The organism is Aquisalimonas sp. (genome assembly GCF_007120195.1).
Lineage (GTDB): Bacteria > Pseudomonadota > Gammaproteobacteria > Nitrococcales > Aquisalimonadaceae > Aquisalimonas.
The window spans coordinates 1-14,391 of sequence record NZ_SKOG01000070.1 but is presented as its reverse complement, the minus strand read 5'-3'; the positions used below and the strand labels follow the sequence as shown (position 1 = coordinate 14,391).

Sequence of the window (14,391 nt, the reverse complement as noted above, 5' to 3'; positions counted from 1 at the left end):
TGACCAGGCGCACCATCATGCGGACCACCGGCCGGGGCGTGTAGAACTCGCCGCCCTTCTTCCCGGCGGAGTCGGCGAAGTCGCGGATGAGGTATTCGTAAGCCGCGCCGAGCAGGTCGGGGAACTCGAAGTCCTCGTTGCGCAGGCGGTACTGGCCGAAGTGGACAATGAGATCGCGCAGGCGGTTGTCCGAGATTTTCCCGGAGCCGACCTTGCGGGTGAAGTCGATGTGCTCCAGCACCCCGGCCAGGCTGTAGTTCTGGCTCTCCAGGCCGGACAGGGCCTTGTTCAGGTAATCGCCCACGTTGTGGTGGGCCTCGTTGAGCAGGAAGTCCCAGCGCGACTGCGCCGGCACGTAGAACGTCTCGCCGAACCAGCCCTTCATGTCGGCGATCTCCCGGGCCGACCCCTCGCTCTCGCCCCGCGCCATCTGGTCCGCGACGATCTCCTCATGGCGCGCCTCGAACACGTCCGAGCAGCGCTTCACGAACAGCATGCCGAAGATGTATTCCTTGAACTCCGAGGCGTCCATCTTGCCGCGCAGGATGTCGGCGGCGCGGAAGAGGTGGCGCTCAAGCTGCGGCAGCGTAAGGGGCATAGTGGCTCTTCGTATGGTTGTGTTTGCCGGGGGTGGCGCGGGCGTTTTCGTCGACCCGCTAGCATAGTAGAGATCCGGGCGGTTCAGTAGTCCCCAGTTCGAGGGCTCTGGATCCCAAGACGTGTCCGCGTCGTGAGACTGCCGCGGCCGCATGTCCCAGCACCACCGCCGGGGCCGTGAGCGCCGCGATCTCGCCGTCGACGTCGGCGGTCGCCAGCACGTGCTCGCCCTCGAACAGCCAGATTCTGGTGGCAATCCGCTCGCCCGTGCTTATCGAGCCGGCGACGAAAGCGCGTGGCTCGCCCGGGATGAGGGTGCCTGCGGTGGCCTGCGGTGAAGGTGTAGTCGGCCACAAGCGTGCTCCGGCTGGCTGACAGAGATCGGTCAGGTAGCGCTTATTGAATCCCCATCGCGTTGCGGTCAGGCGGGAGGACCCGGTTCATGGCGTAATTGGAATCCGCTCGCAGTCGCGCACGGTTGAGGCTTTTATCGTCTGCAGCAAACAAGTCCTTATAGTCATTTTGAATCTGCTGCGCCAAGCACTCCTCATTACATCCGGTAACCGCCTACACCACTTTGGTTCCAACCTGTCTGGCTGACTCAAATTCCCATGCGTGCTCCTGCTGTTCGTCAAAATCTTGCGTATGTGCGTCCTGGATTTCAGGCTCCTTCGCGCTTTGTGTGGGTAGTCGCCATGGATGCTCAAGCTGCTCGAACCCAGGATGTTGTGGCATAAAGTGATGCCGGGCCCGTCGTCACCCACGCCCAGATGGCGGGCGACCGTGTTCACCGGCATCTGAGGGCACAACGTGATCACCAGCGCCTCGAACAGCAGCGTAAACCCGCTGCCCGCGCGCGCCCAGGGCACCTCCACCTGTGGGTATGGCGTTTTTTTTCGCTGCGCGGGAGTCCGAGGGCGCTTCCGGCGCAGCCCCCGGCTTACGATCCCTGAGCCACTGCCGCGAGGCGTTCCTGCCGTATCCGGTGCGCCCGGACCAGTCCCGCGGCGAGCGCGAGCACGACGAGCCCGGCCAGAATCCATGCAATCGTATCGTCCGGATGCAGCAGTGCCGCCAGCGAAAGCACCGCCACCCCGGCCCGTAAGCCGCGATCCATCCACACGTTGCCGTGGAACTTGCCTTGCAGGGCCAGGATCACCCCTAGACAGCCGATTCCCACCAGGACACCCGCCACGACCTGCGCCATGCCGGGCTCCACCACCAACTCCGGCCGGGTGAAGACCGCCGCCATCATCAAGAGCAGGGGAATGCATAGGCCGAGGGATGCAACCATCGTTCCCATGAAGGAGGCATCGGCGATCCGCGATGTCACCGCCGCCGTCACCGAGGTGGGCGGCGAAAGCTCGCCGAAGACCGCCACGAAAAAGGCGAAGAAATGCACCACCCAGGGATCGATCCCGGCGCGGATCATGAAGGGCGCGATCACCACCGCGACGATGATATAGGTCGGCGCGACCGGCAGCCCCATGCCCACCAGATAGCCGAAGGCGAAGGCCACCAGCACCATCAGGATCACGTGAATCTCCGCCACCGTCATAATCAGAACGCCAACCTTGGTGGGCACCCCCGTGACGGTGAACATCGCCGTGAGAATGCCAAGCGCCGCCAGCAAAACCGTCAACTCCGCCGTGGTCAGCGAAAAGGTCTCGACCAGCTTGCGGAACGGGCCTATCAGCTCCGCGATTTGCCAGCGCCGGTTCCAGATGCGCTGCGCCAGGAACAGCACGGTCAAACCGCCCAGCAGCCAGAAGAAGACCGTCTGCGCCGAGGTCAGCGCCGGCAGCCGCGCAAAGCCCATGAGATAGATCAACCCTGCGACGCCCAGCAGGTAGGCCGCGATATTGACCCAGTCCAGCATCCGCATCGGCTCCACCTCGGGCGCCACCATGCGCGACTGAAAACGCACGGCCAGGAGGTAGACGGCGACGCTGACGCCCAGGAAATAGATGATCGCCGGGCCGAAGCCGCGCGCCACCACCTCGAAATAGCTGACCCCCATGAACTCCGCCATCATGAAGGCGGCGATCCCCATCAAGGGCGGCATCAACTGGCCGCCGAGCGAGGAGGCCGTCTCCACCGCCGCCGCCTTGACGCGGGGAAAGCCCGCGTTGATGAGCGCTGGAATCGTGGCGGTCCCGGTCGTCGCCGCATTCGCCGCGCCGCTTCCGCTCACCGCCGCCACGCCGAAGGAGCCGATCACCGCCGACTGCGGCAACAGGTTCGGCGAGCGAACCGCAAGACGGCTGCTCCCCTTGAGGATGGAGTCGATGCAGTCGAAGCCGCGCAGCACGCTGAGCACCAGAATGAAGGAGCCGATCAGGGTCAGCCCCAACTGCGCGAGGCGTTCGAAGACGCCGGTACTCATCTCCAGGCTCGACGCGGTTATGACGCGGGTCCAGGAAATGCCGGGATGGTGGAACATCCCCGGAATGACGTAGCCGTAAACGGTGTAGAGGATCAGCAGCACATTGACGATGAACACCGGCAGGTACTTGCGCCGCGTGTACTCCAGCACCAGCAACGCCACGACACCGCCCGCCAAAAGGTCCTGCGTGTTCCAGAAGCCGACGCGGAAGATGCGGATCGCCTCGAACTCGCGGATCAAATAGGTCGCGGCGGCGATACAGATCGCAAGATAGGCAAGCCCCGCCGCCAAGCCGAACCAGGGACCGAGGCGCGGATAGAGGTGACCGTTGCGCGCATCGTTCAAGTACACCAAACCAATCGCAACCGGAACCATGGTGACGGCGAGTTCCGACGGCCCGCCTGCCCCGGTGAGGTAATAGCGGACCAAATAAACAAAAAACACCAGCGCAACCGCGTAGAAAACCCACGTCGCGATGCGCTGGGGCAATGAGAGGGGCCCGGACGCCGTTTCTTCCGCCGCTCGATCACTCATGCGCTTGGTCACTCGTGGCTATACCCGAAAGCGGCGCCCCGGCGGCTCACCCCTTGGGACGTGTGCGGTACATGGCGTGTGAGCCATGAACCGCTCCAAATCACTCGGCGATCCGGTCGTCCCAGGCCGAGTCCCAGACATCGCGGTCGCGCATATACTGTGCGAGCCCCGGATGGATTTCCACGGTGTCGGCGGACGACTCCACACCGCGCCGCTGGATTTCCGGCATGTCATCCGCGAGCTGCGCGAAGATGGCGTCCGCGCTTGTCAACTCGTCGGCATGTTCTTCGATAACCGTGAGCATCCGGTAGACATCCTCGGCGGGCACATCCAGCCCAACGTGGAAGCCGTAAAAGAACGGCACGAAGTGTGCTTCGTCCACACCCACGTCGGTCTGGAAGTTCCCCGGGTCGATGGACACCAGTTCCATCCCGGCTTCCCGCAAGATCTCCGCTTCTTCCTCGCTGGGATTGAGGATGGCCATTTCCACAGACATCTCCGCCTCCGTGATCCAGGGGGCGGGAGCCGTCTCAGCGCCGGTATAGGCGATGAAGGCGTCGATCGTGCCGTCATCCAGCGACGCCCCGGCCAAGCCAAGATCCAGCTCACGGTACTCGTGGCCGACCTCCAGCGTGTTCATCGCGCGTTCGAGCTGCGCGCGCACATCCCAGGGGGCGGGTCCGGTGAAGACCGGACTTCCGGACAGATCGCGCCAGCCATCGTAGCTGTCGTGATCGCGCGCCCGCACGGCAAGGCCGACTTCCATCGTATAGGCCCAGAACGACTGCACCGGCGCGCGCTCCATCTCATCGCGGAAGCCCTGGAAGCGGCCGCTGTCCTCCGACAACTCCCAGAAGGCGATGCTGGCGCCGTAGTAGCCGTCGAACTGGCCCATGGCGTAGCCGCGAATCGTGGCGATCGCGCCCGCCGTCGGCATGACTGTGATGTTGTAACCGTCCAGTTCGCGATTCAGCACGGCCATGAGGTTGACCTTGGCGCGGTGCCCGGCAGACCCGACCGAAGAGGTGGCCCAGCGCAGTTCGGTCACCTCGTCCTGAGCGACGGCGCTGCCCGGCTGTCCGGCCAGGGCCGCCCCGGCGACCGCCAGACCGGCGACGGTGGAAACAGTCAATCGTTTCACGGCAGAACCTCCCATTTGATTGGCGTATAGGCAGTATAAACACCATTTCGGCGGCCGGTAGTCTCTGCTCATCGGTGTCGACACCTGATCCGGCAGTCGCTTCGACTCACCAATCGCGGCTGAGTGGCGCCACGGGGCACGAATCCAAGCGAATTCCAGATGCTGCCGAGGAAGTTTGCCGTCACGGACATCAGCCGCTGGCCGACGTCGGCGCTGTCCCCGTTGGCTTCCAGCAGCCGCTGACCCCAGTGCCGCTGCTCCAGCCAGGTGCGGGTCATGACCATCGCCTCGCCCAGGGTCTTGCCGAACGCCGACCCCTGTTCGGTGATCACTGGTGCGCCGTATCTGGCGATGATCGCAAGGAGGCCCACACCGATCGCCAGATAGACGCTGGTCCAGATCGCCCAATGCGCCCCAGTGCGACCGGCGGTCCACACGCCCATGTGATAGAGCAGATTCGCCAGCACGAAACCTAGCAGCGCCGCCAGCAGGATGTGACGCGCCAAGTAGAGCACGATCACACCCGCCACCAGCAGTATCGTCAGCACAATGTATCGCGAACCACAGCGCCTCCTGATTTGGGTTTGTCCGGCCGCTCAGTCACGCAGAATGATGTACAGCGCGTGGATGATGCCGGGGATGTAGCCCAGGATCGTCAGCAGAATGTTCAACCAGAAGTGGACGCCCAGGCCCACCTGCAGGAATACGCCCAACGGGGGCAACAGAATGGCGAGAATGACGCGAACGATGTCCATCGTCTGCTCCTTTTAGGTTTCATGGACTGCCTCGCGCCCGGTCGGCGGCGGGCATCGGTCTAAAACCAACCGGCCCGAACTTCGCTCCAGCCGGCCGCCGATCGTGGGTGATTAATCAGCTTCACACGAAGCCGAACCTGCGGCGGCAGTCGTTCACGCCGCCTGCGGGTTGACCGCCGATTCGGCGACGCGGGTCAGCTTCCCATTCGCAGTGCCCTCTCCGTCCAGCGTCCCCTGGAACAGACGGGCGACCTCCGGCTTACCGACGCGCTCGGCGAAGGTGCGGGCGGTGCCGTAGCCGGCGATCTCGTAAGCATCATCCCGATCGTCGGCGGCACGGTCACGGGCGAGCAGCTCTCCGGCACCGTCCTCGACCTCGGCGCCAACTGGCAGCTCGTGCACGACTGAAAACGCACGGCCAGGAGGTAGACGGCGACGCTGACGTCCAGGAAATAGATGATCGCCGGGCCGAAGCCGCGCGCCACCAGCTCGAAATAGCTGACCCCCAGGAACTCCGCCATCATGAAGGCGGCGATCCCCATCAAGGGCGGCATCATCTGGCCGCCGAGCGAGGAGGCAGTCTCCACCGCCGCCGCCTTGACCCGGGGAAACCAACGCCCGTCGCATGGCCACCGCGCGCCGCTGGCCGGGGACCGTGGTGGCTGTGCTCAGTACACCACCGCCTGGCCGTCCTTCCGCGGGTCGGAGCCGGCTACGTACCCCCCGTCCAGGCGATGCACAACCTGCGCGCCGCCGAAGCCAAAGGCGGCCTCCGGGGCCTCCACCTTGAGTTCGTGGCCCAGGTCGGCCAGCCCAGAGCGGACGGACTCCGGCAACGCCTCCTCCACGGCCACGCGACGCTCGGCGAGTACCCGCCAGCGGGGTGCATCACAGGCGGTCTGCGGGTTCTGGTCGAAGTCCACCATGCGGATCACCATCTGGACATGCCCCTGCGCCTGAATCGGCCCGCCCATGACCCCGTAGCTGGTGAGCGGCGCGCCGTCGCCCGTGGTGATGAACCCCGGGATGATCGTGTGGAAGGGCCGTTTGGCCGGACCGACCCGGTTGGGGTGACCCGGCTCGAGGGTGAACCCGCCGGCCCGCCCCTGCATGAGGATCCCCGTCCCGGGGACCACGACGCCGGAGCCGAATCCCAGGTAGTTGGACTGGATGAAGGAGACCATCCGCCCGCTGGCGTCGGCCGCGCTGAGATAAACCGTGCCGCCCGGCTGCGGCGTGCCGTGCCCCGGATCACCCGCCCGGTCGCGGTCGATCAGCGCGGCGCGGCTCTCCAGGTAGGCCGGGTCAAGCAAGGCGGCGCTGGTTACGGTCATATGGTCGGGATCCGCCACATGGGCGTAGGCGTCGGCAAGCGCCAACTTCATTGCCTCGATCTGCAGGTGCAGGCCGGCGACGCTGTCGGGGCCGATCTCGCGCAGCTCGGTGTGCTCCAGGATACCGAGGGCGATCAGGGCCGCGATTCCCTGCCCGTTGGGAGGGATCTCGTGAGCCCGCACTCCACCGTAGGGCAGGGAGACGGTACCGCACCAGTCGCAGCGGTGCGCCGCCAGGTCGTGGGCGTTGAGCGCCGCGCCGTTGTTCGCCGCCGCGGCGGCAATCCGCTCGGCCAGATCACCGTGGTAGAAGTCCTCGCCGCGGGACGCGGCGATCCGCTGCAGGGTCCGCGCCTGGTCCGGGTTGGTGAAACGCTCCCCGGCCCGCGGGGGCTGTCCGCCGGGCATCAGGGCGTCGGCGAAACCGGGCTGCTCGCGCATCTCCCGGGCGCCGTTGGCCCAGAGCGTTGCGATCACCGGCGAGACCGGGAAGCCCCCTTCTGCGTAGGCGATGGCACGCTCGAACAGGCGGGGGAAGGGGAGCGCGCCGAAGCGCTCCGACAGGGCGACCCAGGCGGAGACAGCGCCCGGCGTGGTCACCGATTCCCAGCCACTCAGCGGCATGGCCTCGTACCCGGAGAACCGCTCCGGCATCCAGGCGGCCGGGGACCGGCCGCTGGCGTTGAGCCCGTGCAGGCCCTCGCCGTCGTGGACGATGGCGAAGGCGTCGCTGCCCAGACCGTTGCCGGTGGGCTCGACGACGGTCAGCGCAATGGCCGCGGCCAGCGCCGCATCCACGGCGTTGCCGCCCGCGGTCAGCGCGTCCAGCCCGGCCTGGGCGGCCAGCGGCTGGGAGGTGGCGACCACGTTGTCGCCGAGCACCGGGCTGCGGCGCGAGCCGTACGGCTGCTCGAATTGCATGACGCGCTCCTCGGCGCCGGTCAGACCGATTTGACCAGGCCGCCGTCGACCCGGACCACGCTCCCCGTAATATAGCTGCCGCGCGGCGAAAGCAGGAAGGCGGCGGTGTCGCCGAACTCCCGCGGATCGCCGTAGCGCCCCACGGGAATCAGGGCGCGGGAGTTGCGCTCCACATCCGCAACGGAGATCCCCTGGCGCTCCGCGGCCTTGGCGTCCAGCGACGCCGTGCGGTCGGTGGCGATACGCCCCGGGGCCAGGCAGTTGACGGTGACGCCGTCGCCGCCAACCTCGTTGGCCAGGCTCTTGCTCCAGCCGACGATGCTGCTACGCAGAGCGTTGGAGATGCCGAGGCTGGGGATCGGCTGTACCACGCCGCTGGAGACCACCGTCAGGATGCGCCCCCAGCCGCGCTCCCGCATGCCCGGCAGCACGAGTCCGGCGAGCTCGAACAGTGGCGCCACCATGCTGCGGAACTGCTCGTCCCAGGTGGCGCGCTCAGTGTCGGCGATCGGCCCGGGCGGAGGGCCGCCGCCATTGTTGACCAGGATGTCCACCGGACCCAGCTGTTTCTCCGCCGCGGCGTGGATCGCCGCCGGCGTGCCCGGCTCCGCCAGGTCCGCTGCGTGGTAGCCGATGCGGCCGCTGCCCAGCGCGTCGAGTTCCGCGGCGGCGCCTTCCAGGGCGTCACCCGAGCGGGCAGTCAACAGAACATTCGCGCCTTCCGCGGCAAGCGAGGCGGCGATCGCCTTGCCGAGACCGCGGCTCGCGCCCAGGACCACCGCCGTGCGTTGGTGCAGTTCAAGGTCCATGACATTCCTCCCCTCGATGTCGGGGCGTCTAGGCAGTATAAGCACCTTTTCGGCGGCCGTTAGTCTCTGCTCATCGGAGTCGACCCTTGGTTCGGCAGTCGCTGCGATTCACTGATCGCCTCTGGATGGCGCCACGGGGCACGAAGCCATCCCGACGACGTGGCCGCGCCGCTTGGGCCGCAGCAGTGACGAGGAGGTGGGCATGGCTACCGCGAAAGAACAGATGGCCCGGATCATCGAGGCACAGTCCGAGGACCGTTCCTACGAGGACATCATGCGAGAGCTGGCGCTTGCTCGGATGGTCGACCGCGGCCTTGAGGACTCTGACGCAGACCGCAGCATTGGCAACCAGGAGATGCAGGAGCGCATCCGCTCGTGGCGGAGCTGAACTGGACCGCTGAAGCCCAAAGGCATCTTCCGGAAGGCGCAGGTGCTAGCCGACTTCCCGCAGATTGGCCACCCGCATGAAGCCCTCCCAGGCCGCGAGGTCCGCCTCCTACCCTACGGACACTACCGCATCGCTTACCTCATCAAGCCGGACAAGAACATCGATATACTCGGCGTGTTTCACGGCGCCATCGAGATTGAACGCTACATCAAGTAGTTTGAGCCCAACAAGGGCATGGAACGGCGGGCTAAAAAAGCTGGCGCTTTTCGGCCGCCGCTCATGCCTAACATTATGCAAATACGTGCGCCTTGACGCACGTACGAAAAGGCGTACACTGGTGGGAAGTTGAACACACTAGAGGTGCGTCATGACCGGAATCACTGCCACTGAGGCGCGCAGCAACCTTTATCGATTGATTGATGAAGCCGCCGAGTCCCACCAACCAATTGTCATCACAGGTAAGCGGAATAAAGCTGTCTTGGTGTCCGAAGAAGATTGGGCTGCCATTCAGGAAACGCTTTACCTGCTCTCTGTCCCGGGTATGCGTGAGTCTATTCGTGAGGGGATGGATACCCCTGTTGATAAATGCGATGAGGAGCTGGACTGGTGACATGGAAGTTGGTCTACACCAAGCAAGCCCAGAAAGATGCAAAGAAGTTGGCCTCCAGCGGCCTAAAACCAAAAGCGCAGGAATTGCTGGTATTGATCTCAGAAGATCCCTATCGAAAGCCGCCTCCGTTTGAGAAGCTCGTTGGTGATCTTGCAGGAGCCTACTCACGCAGGATCAATATCCAGCATCGTTTGGTGTACCAAGTGCTTGAGGAGGAGCGAGTGGTGAAAGTTCTCCGGCTCTGGAGTCATTACGAATAATGCATAACCAGCTGCTGTTACCGGACAATTTTTCCACCGCTGCGCGGCTCCAAAATTGCCGCAAAGCTGTGCGTTAGAGCAGCAGAAACATCGTGAACAGCGTACTCGAGCTACTAAAAATGCTGATCTCGTGGCCGGTAGTTTTCATTATCGGGATCGTCGTTTTTAGACCCAATCTCCGTAGGCTGATAGACGCAGTGACGTCTCGAGCTGGCGACATTTCAAAAATTGAAACTCAATTTGGAACTGTATCAATTGGCGGAGCTGAGGAACTTGGCTGCAAGCCGGACTACATGTACAGGCCAGTGGCCTGTTTCACGGCGGTGTTCATTGCAACGTTATGGTGTGATCGTGACAGCACCGTGTGCGCCGCTTAAGCGTTGGCTCGGTTGGTACTTCGTTTGAGTCGCTCTCAGTCCTCGGCTCCTACGAAAGCCCTGGTTCCGACCCCGCGGGAACTCCCGAGTTGAAGTCACGGGCGGTGTCAGCCTGCCGACAGCCCGGAGCATCGGTCTCTCGTGGGGCTCTGGATCCGTGAGGCCGCCCCTAACGATCTCCGCCTGCGCTCATCTCCACGACCCGCTTCCGGTGTTTCTCGAGGAGTGTCCGGCTTTGCTCGAGGTAGTCGATGATGAGTCGGAGTTCCTCCTCCGAATAGCCGTTCATGAGCTTGAGACCCTCTTCAGCCAGCGGTCCCCAGATGGGCTCTATGCGCTGGCGGGCGTGTTCCGTGAGCTCGATGAAGACGCGCCGTCGGTCCCGGTCGTCGCGCGAGCGACGAGCGTAGCCGGCGCGTTCGAGGCGGTCCACCAGCGTGGTCGTGGAACCGGTAGTCAGGCCGGCTTCACGCGCCAGGACGCTTGCCGACGCGGTGCCCAGGCGGTCGAGGATGCCGAGAACCCGGAGATCAGTCAGGTGGATACCGAGATGGGCGGCTGCCGCTTCATCGAATGCCTGCACATCCTCCTGCTCGCGGCGGACCTCCTGCCCAAGTCGTTGTATGAGATCGTTCTTAATTACGCTTGACACTCAAGATACCCGTCTATAAAGTAAGTTTGCCGTAAAGGTAAATTTACACCGAAACACGCTCCGGGTCCAGGCCCGGATGTAACGGAGGGAAAGATTATGAGCGAAATCGTTTGGGTTTCCGTGATCGTGATGGCCGGCCTGGTAGCCATCGTCATTCTCTGGCAGGTGCTGGATATCGGAAAGGGGCGCGCCCTCCAGGAGGGGCAGCAGGGAGACGACGAACTGAGGGCTGAGCTGAACCGGCTTTCTGAGCGGCTCAGCGCGCTAGAGTCGCGGACGGAATCCGACACGAAAGGTGATCTATGACCGCCACTCGGGCGAACACTGGGGCGAACTGGATGCCCCGGGCGCTGGTTGTGGGTGGAGGAATCGCTGGGCCCGCCGTCGCGCTCTTCCTCAAGCGTATCGGGGTCGAAGTCACCGTCTTCGAGGCCCGGTCGGCCTACGAGGAAGAGGGAGGAGGGCTCTCGCTCACGCCGAACGGGCTGAACGTGCTGCAAGAGCTTGGGCTCGCGGAGCAGGTCCTGGCACTTGGGGCACGTGTCCCGGAGATCGCCTTCCGGCGGGCCAACGGCGAGCTCTTGACTCGCTACCGGAACGGAAGGATCGAAGACCACGGGATGCCGAGCGTCGCCCTGGCCCGGGCCAGGCTTCACCGGGTACTTTTGGAGGCGCTGCACCGGGAGGGGATCTCCACTGAGTACGGTCGAAGTCTCGAGGCCGTCTCTCACGAGGGAGACGGCGTGGCAGTACGCTTTGAGGATGGCACGTGGGTCCACGGGGACTTCGTCGTTGGGGCGGACGGGACCCACTCCAGGACCCGGCGTTTCGTCCTCGGCGGTGCGCCGGTAAGCGAGTATACGGGAGTGGTCGCCGTGGGCGGGTTCCTGCCCGTCGGCGCCTCGGTCCTGTCCGAGGCAAGAGAACGCGCAGCGATCAATATCACGCTCGGTTCCTCGGGAAGCTTCGGGTATTGCAACACTCACCCCGACGGTGAACGGTGGGCGTGGTGGAGCCGTATTGCCCGTTCGGAGATTCCCGGGCGAGCAGAGCTTGCCAGCCTTATGCGAGGCCCCCTCGCTCGCGAGCTTCGCGAGATGCACGGGGACTGGCACGAGCCGATCCCCACGCTCCTCCGAAACACCTCGGAGCTCCTGGCGACACCCATCCACGAGATCCCTACCCTGCCGCGGTGGTGGAGAGGACGTATTGTGCTCGTGGGGGATGCGGTGCACGCGATGAGCCCCCACGCCGGTGTTGGCGCATCGATCGCACTCGAGGACGCGCTCTATCTCGCCATGAAGCTTCGCGAGGAAGCTGCCGTCGCAAAGGGACGCAGCTTCGCTCCGCAGGCGGCCTTCGAGCGCTACGAGGTGGGCCGCCGGGGGCGAGCAGAGGCGGCGGTGCGTCATGGCCGCCGGAGCGCACCCGGCCTGAAGCCGCTCGGGCCAGTCTCCACGTGGCTCCGTGATCGGGCGCTCGGACTGGTCCTGTCGAAGGTCGGCGAGCGAAGCCTCGACTGGCTCTACGGCTACCGGTTGCCGTGGTCTGAGGCCCCTGTTCATCACCGTGCTGGCCTATCAGTTCGTCCAGCTCATCCGCCACCGGCTGGCCGAGCATGACCATCACCACAGCTGACGCCGCGCGCGCGAGACCTTCGAGCGCCAATACCGGATCACCGCCGTGTTCAGCCGCGCTGACGGGCGTACCCTGCACGTACCCAAGGCGACCCGCGCCGAGCCGGACCAGCTTCCGCTCTACCAGGCCCTTCACCTCGACCCCGTCCCGGGCGGCATCAACAAGATGAGCGTCTGAGCCAGCACTTCAGTTTGTAACCGTTTGTAGTGCCCCTGGCGTCAACCGACGCGCGTAATTCCCTGACATGGCGATAGTTTCTGAGAGGTGTGTTAAAGATGGGCTGACAACTTGCTCAGACTCACCACGCGTGATTACGCGGGCGGCATGTCCACGCTGTGCGCGGGATGCGGGCACGATTCGATCTCCGCCGCGCTGGGCAATGCGCTCTGGGAACTGGCCATCGAGCCGCACCGTGTCGCCTCCAACGATGTGAAGCGATGCCGGTCGTGCTGCATGACGGCTCGACCATCGTGCTGCGCCAGTGCAGCGACGCGCATGACCCCGCCAACCGCGTCACCTCGCCGCAATGCCTGGAGGCACTCCGCCGCGGAGCCGCTCACCACGGATCCGTTGGTGCTGGACCGCAAAGCGATCCTGGAGCAGGTGCCAGCGCGTCATCGTTGATTCCCGCTTATGCAGGTGCCTGGCTGCTGTTCCAGATGTCGCGGTGAAGCTTCCACTTCCCGCCATCCTGCTTCCAGACCACGATGTACTTGCCGTGGTCGATGGACACACCACCGTCGCCACTCAACTTGTATTGGCCGAGTTCATCCCGCGCCCTCGCCGCCGGCACGGGTGGCCACCGGATGCCGCATCGCGCCCGACGAGGCGTTGCCGGTAAAGGCGCTGAGCAGATCCTCGATGCTGCGGCGTTCAATGCCCTGCGTGATGAACACGATGCGTGTGCGGCGATCGTCGCTCGGCCAGTGATCGAGGACGTCCACCGCGTGCATAAAGTGCTGGACGCCGTGGATCACAACCGGGCGCTGGTAGCCGGCGACATTCAGGAGCCCCTTCACGCGCAGCAGATTGGCACCCAGGGTCGCGCTCAGGGTGTCAAGACACGCTTCCAGGGCCTCCAGAGGCAGCGGCTCCTCCCGAGTCACGCAGAAGGCGTGGATGTCCTCACCGTGGCGATTCACGTCATGGCCATGATTATGGGGGTCGTGGTCGTGATGAGGATGGTCGTTCGCGTCCTCGAACGCTTCTGCCTGCAGCCAGCGCTGCACGTCCACCGACTTGCTGTGCGGATCGTAGAGGCCAAGCTTCAGCACCCGCTGCGGGCTCACGGCGCCGTGCACGACGAGTTCGATGGCGGCGCCGGGATTGAGCGCGCCCAGGCGCGCGGTCAGTGCCACCTGCATCTCCCCGTCGATCAGGTCGGTCTTGCTCAGGAGCAGGCGATCGGCCATCGCCACCTGTTTCACGGACTCGGGATGGCGTTCCAGCGTCTCCAGGCCGTTAACGGCATCGACAACGGTCACCACGCCATCAAGCTCGTACTGCCGGGCGACCCGCGGCTCGGACATCAGGGTGTGGAGAATGGGCGCCGGATCGGCGAGCCCCGTCGTCTCGATGAGGACGCGGTCGAACCATGGACGACCGTCCCGGGCGAAGCGCCCTGGCGCCTGCTGCAGCGTGCGCACAAGATCACCCCGGATCGTGCAGCAGAGGCAGCCGCTCGCCATTTCCACGAACACGGCATCCTCGCTCCCGCGGGTGACCAGGTCATGATCTAGCCCAATCTCGCCGAACTCGTTGATGAGCACCAGCGTTCGGTGCAGCCCTGGCTGCCGGACCAGGTGGTTGAGCACCGTGGTCTTGCCGCTGCCGAGAGAGCCGGTAAGCACGGTGACCGGGAACGTGTCGAGCGACTCGCGCATAACCCCTCCAGTGCGCCGCGTGGACAGGTCCAGCCAGCGTCTGCCTCGAACAATATGTAACATAGTAACATCGCGCGTCCCCTTCGAGAGTCTGATAGAGACGGCC

The 14,391-nt window shown here is 64.7% G+C and carries 20 protein-coding genes and 2 pseudogenes; 10 read left to right on the top strand and 12 right to left on the bottom strand.

Annotated features, from left to right (window positions below; genetic code table 11):
• The coding region (locus tag QZT63_RS05885; protein WP_290649397.1) for a type I restriction-modification system subunit M N-terminal domain-containing protein at positions 1-598 on the bottom strand (598 nt) is incomplete at its 3' end.
• A gap of 151 nt (positions 599-749) precedes the next feature.
• Between QZT63_RS05885 and QZT63_RS05880 the strand changes: the two genes are divergently transcribed.
• Positions 750-935, top strand: coding sequence for a hypothetical protein (locus QZT63_RS05880; protein ID WP_290649395.1), 186 nt, complete (start codon positions 750-752; stop codon positions 933-935).
• A 426-nt stretch (positions 936-1,361) separates the two neighbouring features.
• Here the strand turns inward: QZT63_RS05880 and QZT63_RS05875 are convergent.
• The 6 genes and pseudogenes from QZT63_RS05875 to QZT63_RS05850 form a co-directional block, all read right to left on the bottom strand.
• Positions 1,362-1,475 (bottom strand): annotated as a pseudogene (locus tag QZT63_RS05875) (transposase family protein); the annotation flags it as partial.
• A gap of 62 nt (positions 1,476-1,537) precedes the next feature.
• The gene (locus QZT63_RS05870; RefSeq protein WP_290649393.1) at positions 1,538-3,517 is read right to left on the bottom strand and encodes a TRAP transporter large permease subunit; all 1,980 of its coding nucleotides are present in this window, start codon (positions 3,515-3,517) and stop codon (positions 1,538-1,540) included.
• Between the two features lie 100 nt (positions 3,518-3,617).
• The gene (locus QZT63_RS05865; RefSeq protein WP_290649392.1) at positions 3,618-4,658 is read right to left on the bottom strand and encodes a TAXI family TRAP transporter solute-binding subunit; all 1,041 of its coding nucleotides are present in this window, start codon (positions 4,656-4,658) and stop codon (positions 3,618-3,620) included.
• A gap of 68 nt (positions 4,659-4,726) precedes the next feature.
• On the bottom strand, positions 4,727-5,206 hold the full coding sequence (locus QZT63_RS05860; protein WP_290649391.1) for a hypothetical protein: 480 nt from the start codon (positions 5,204-5,206) through the stop codon (positions 4,727-4,729).
• 48 nt (positions 5,207-5,254) lie between these two features.
• Positions 5,255-5,413, bottom strand: coding sequence for a YqaE/Pmp3 family membrane protein (locus QZT63_RS05855; protein ID WP_290649389.1), 159 nt, complete (start codon positions 5,411-5,413; stop codon positions 5,255-5,257).
• A 153-nt stretch (positions 5,414-5,566) separates the two neighbouring features.
• Positions 5,567-5,767, bottom strand: coding sequence for a DUF892 family protein (locus QZT63_RS05850; protein ID WP_366636107.1), 201 nt, complete (start codon positions 5,765-5,767; stop codon positions 5,567-5,569).
• Here QZT63_RS05850 and QZT63_RS20010 point away from each other — a divergent pair.
• Entirely contained in the window at positions 5,729-5,821 is a 93-nt protein-coding gene (locus tag QZT63_RS20010) for a DUF3237 family protein (protein ID WP_366636104.1), read from the top strand. The two genes, QZT63_RS05850 and QZT63_RS20010, sit on opposite strands and share 39 nt — an antisense overlap.
• A gap of 2 nt (positions 5,822-5,823) precedes the next feature.
• Here the strand turns inward: QZT63_RS20010 and QZT63_RS05845 are convergent.
• The 3 genes and pseudogenes from QZT63_RS05845 to QZT63_RS05835 form a co-directional block, all read right to left on the bottom strand.
• A pseudogene (locus QZT63_RS05845) lies at positions 5,824-6,024 on the bottom strand (TRAP transporter large permease subunit); the annotation flags it as partial.
• Between the two features lie 57 nt (positions 6,025-6,081).
• Positions 6,082-7,668, bottom strand: coding sequence for a gamma-glutamyltransferase family protein (locus QZT63_RS05840; protein ID WP_290649385.1), 1,587 nt, complete (start codon positions 7,666-7,668; stop codon positions 6,082-6,084).
• A gap of 20 nt (positions 7,669-7,688) precedes the next feature.
• Entirely contained in the window at positions 7,689-8,477 is a 789-nt protein-coding gene (locus QZT63_RS05835) for an SDR family oxidoreductase (protein ID WP_290649384.1), read from the bottom strand.
• A 202-nt stretch (positions 8,478-8,679) separates the two neighbouring features.
• Between QZT63_RS05835 and QZT63_RS05830 the strand changes: the two genes are divergently transcribed.
• From QZT63_RS05830 to QZT63_RS05815, 4 genes are all read left to right on the top strand, one after another.
• Positions 8,680-8,865 (top strand): hypothetical protein, encoded by a 186-nt coding sequence (locus QZT63_RS05830; protein ID WP_290649382.1) that lies wholly within the window; start codon positions 8,680-8,682, stop codon positions 8,863-8,865.
• A 9-nt stretch (positions 8,866-8,874) separates the two neighbouring features.
• Positions 8,875-9,081, top strand: a complete 207-nt coding sequence (locus QZT63_RS05825; RefSeq protein ID WP_366636102.1) for a type II toxin-antitoxin system RelE/ParE family toxin — start codon at positions 8,875-8,877, stop codon at positions 9,079-9,081.
• Between the two features lie 151 nt (positions 9,082-9,232).
• Positions 9,233-9,475, top strand: coding sequence for a type II toxin-antitoxin system Phd/YefM family antitoxin (locus QZT63_RS05820; protein WP_290649381.1), 243 nt, complete (start codon positions 9,233-9,235; stop codon positions 9,473-9,475).
• Complete coding sequence (locus tag QZT63_RS05815) at positions 9,472-9,735, top strand: Txe/YoeB family addiction module toxin (RefSeq protein ID WP_290649380.1); 264 nt, start codon at positions 9,472-9,474, stop codon at positions 9,733-9,735. Before QZT63_RS05820 ends, QZT63_RS05815 begins: the two co-directional genes overlap by 4 nt.
• Before the next feature lie 546 nt (positions 9,736-10,281).
• Here QZT63_RS05815 and QZT63_RS05810 read toward each other — a convergent pair.
• Positions 10,282-10,764: a MarR family transcriptional regulator gene (locus QZT63_RS05810; protein WP_290649379.1), complete on the bottom strand. Its 483-nt coding sequence runs from the start codon at positions 10,762-10,764 to the stop codon at positions 10,282-10,284.
• A 96-nt stretch (positions 10,765-10,860) separates the two neighbouring features.
• Between QZT63_RS05810 and QZT63_RS05805 the strand changes: the two genes are divergently transcribed.
• The 4 genes from QZT63_RS05805 to QZT63_RS05790 all read left to right on the top strand — a co-directional run bounded on the left by QZT63_RS05805 (position 10,861) and on the right by QZT63_RS05790 (position 13,073).
• Positions 10,861-11,070, top strand: coding sequence for a hypothetical protein (locus QZT63_RS05805; protein WP_290649377.1), 210 nt, complete (start codon positions 10,861-10,863; stop codon positions 11,068-11,070).
• Positions 11,067-12,386, top strand: a complete 1,320-nt coding sequence (locus QZT63_RS05800) for an NAD(P)/FAD-dependent oxidoreductase (protein ID WP_290649375.1) — start codon at positions 11,067-11,069, stop codon at positions 12,384-12,386. The genes QZT63_RS05805 and QZT63_RS05800 overlap by 4 nt, the downstream gene beginning before the upstream one ends.
• Positions 12,387-12,447: 61 nt before the next feature.
• The gene (locus tag QZT63_RS05795; protein WP_290649373.1) at positions 12,448-12,579 is read left to right on the top strand and encodes a hypothetical protein; all 132 of its coding nucleotides are present in this window, start codon (positions 12,448-12,450) and stop codon (positions 12,577-12,579) included.
• 260 nt (positions 12,580-12,839) lie between these two features.
• A complete protein-coding gene (locus QZT63_RS05790) occupies positions 12,840-13,073 on the top strand; it encodes a hypothetical protein (RefSeq protein WP_290649371.1) in 234 nt (77 codons plus the stop codon).
• Between the two features lie 96 nt (positions 13,074-13,169).
• Here QZT63_RS05790 and QZT63_RS05785 read toward each other — a convergent pair whose 3' ends face one another.
• Positions 13,170-14,285 carry a GTP-binding protein gene (locus QZT63_RS05785; RefSeq protein WP_290649369.1) on the bottom strand — a complete coding sequence of 372 codons (1,116 nt, stop codon included), beginning with the start codon at positions 14,283-14,285 and terminating at the stop codon, positions 13,170-13,172.
• Between the last annotated feature and the right edge of the window lie 106 nt (positions 14,286-14,391).

Coding starts and splice junctions, on each gene's coding strand:
- QZT63_RS05880 (WP_290649395.1), top strand. CDS start 750: ATGTCCCAGCACCACCGCCGGGGCCGTGAGCGCCGCGATCTCGCCGTC.
- QZT63_RS05870 (WP_290649393.1), bottom strand. CDS start 3,517: ATGAGTGATCGAGCGGCGGAAGAAACGGCGTCCGGGCCCCTCTCATTG.
- QZT63_RS05855 (WP_290649389.1), bottom strand. CDS start 5,413: ATGGACATCGTTCGCGTCATTCTCGCCATTCTGTTGCCCCCGTTGGGC.
- QZT63_RS05840 (WP_290649385.1), bottom strand. CDS start 7,668: ATGCAATTCGAGCAGCCGTACGGCTCGCGCCGCAGCCCGGTGCTCGGC.
- QZT63_RS05835 (WP_290649384.1), bottom strand. CDS start 8,477: ATGGACCTTGAACTGCACCAACGCACGGCGGTGGTCCTGGGCGCGAGC.
- QZT63_RS05830 (WP_290649382.1), top strand. CDS start 8,680: ATGGCTACCGCGAAAGAACAGATGGCCCGGATCATCGAGGCACAGTCC.
- QZT63_RS05820 (WP_290649381.1), top strand. CDS start 9,233: ATGACCGGAATCACTGCCACTGAGGCGCGCAGCAACCTTTATCGATTG.
- QZT63_RS05805 (WP_290649377.1), top strand. CDS start 10,861: ATGAGCGAAATCGTTTGGGTTTCCGTGATCGTGATGGCCGGCCTGGTA.
- QZT63_RS05800 (WP_290649375.1), top strand. CDS start 11,067: ATGACCGCCACTCGGGCGAACACTGGGGCGAACTGGATGCCCCGGGCG.
- QZT63_RS05790 (WP_290649371.1), top strand. CDS start 12,840: ATGCCGGTCGTGCTGCATGACGGCTCGACCATCGTGCTGCGCCAGTGC.
- QZT63_RS05785 (WP_290649369.1), bottom strand. CDS start 14,285: ATGCGCGAGTCGCTCGACACGTTCCCGGTCACCGTGCTTACCGGCTCT.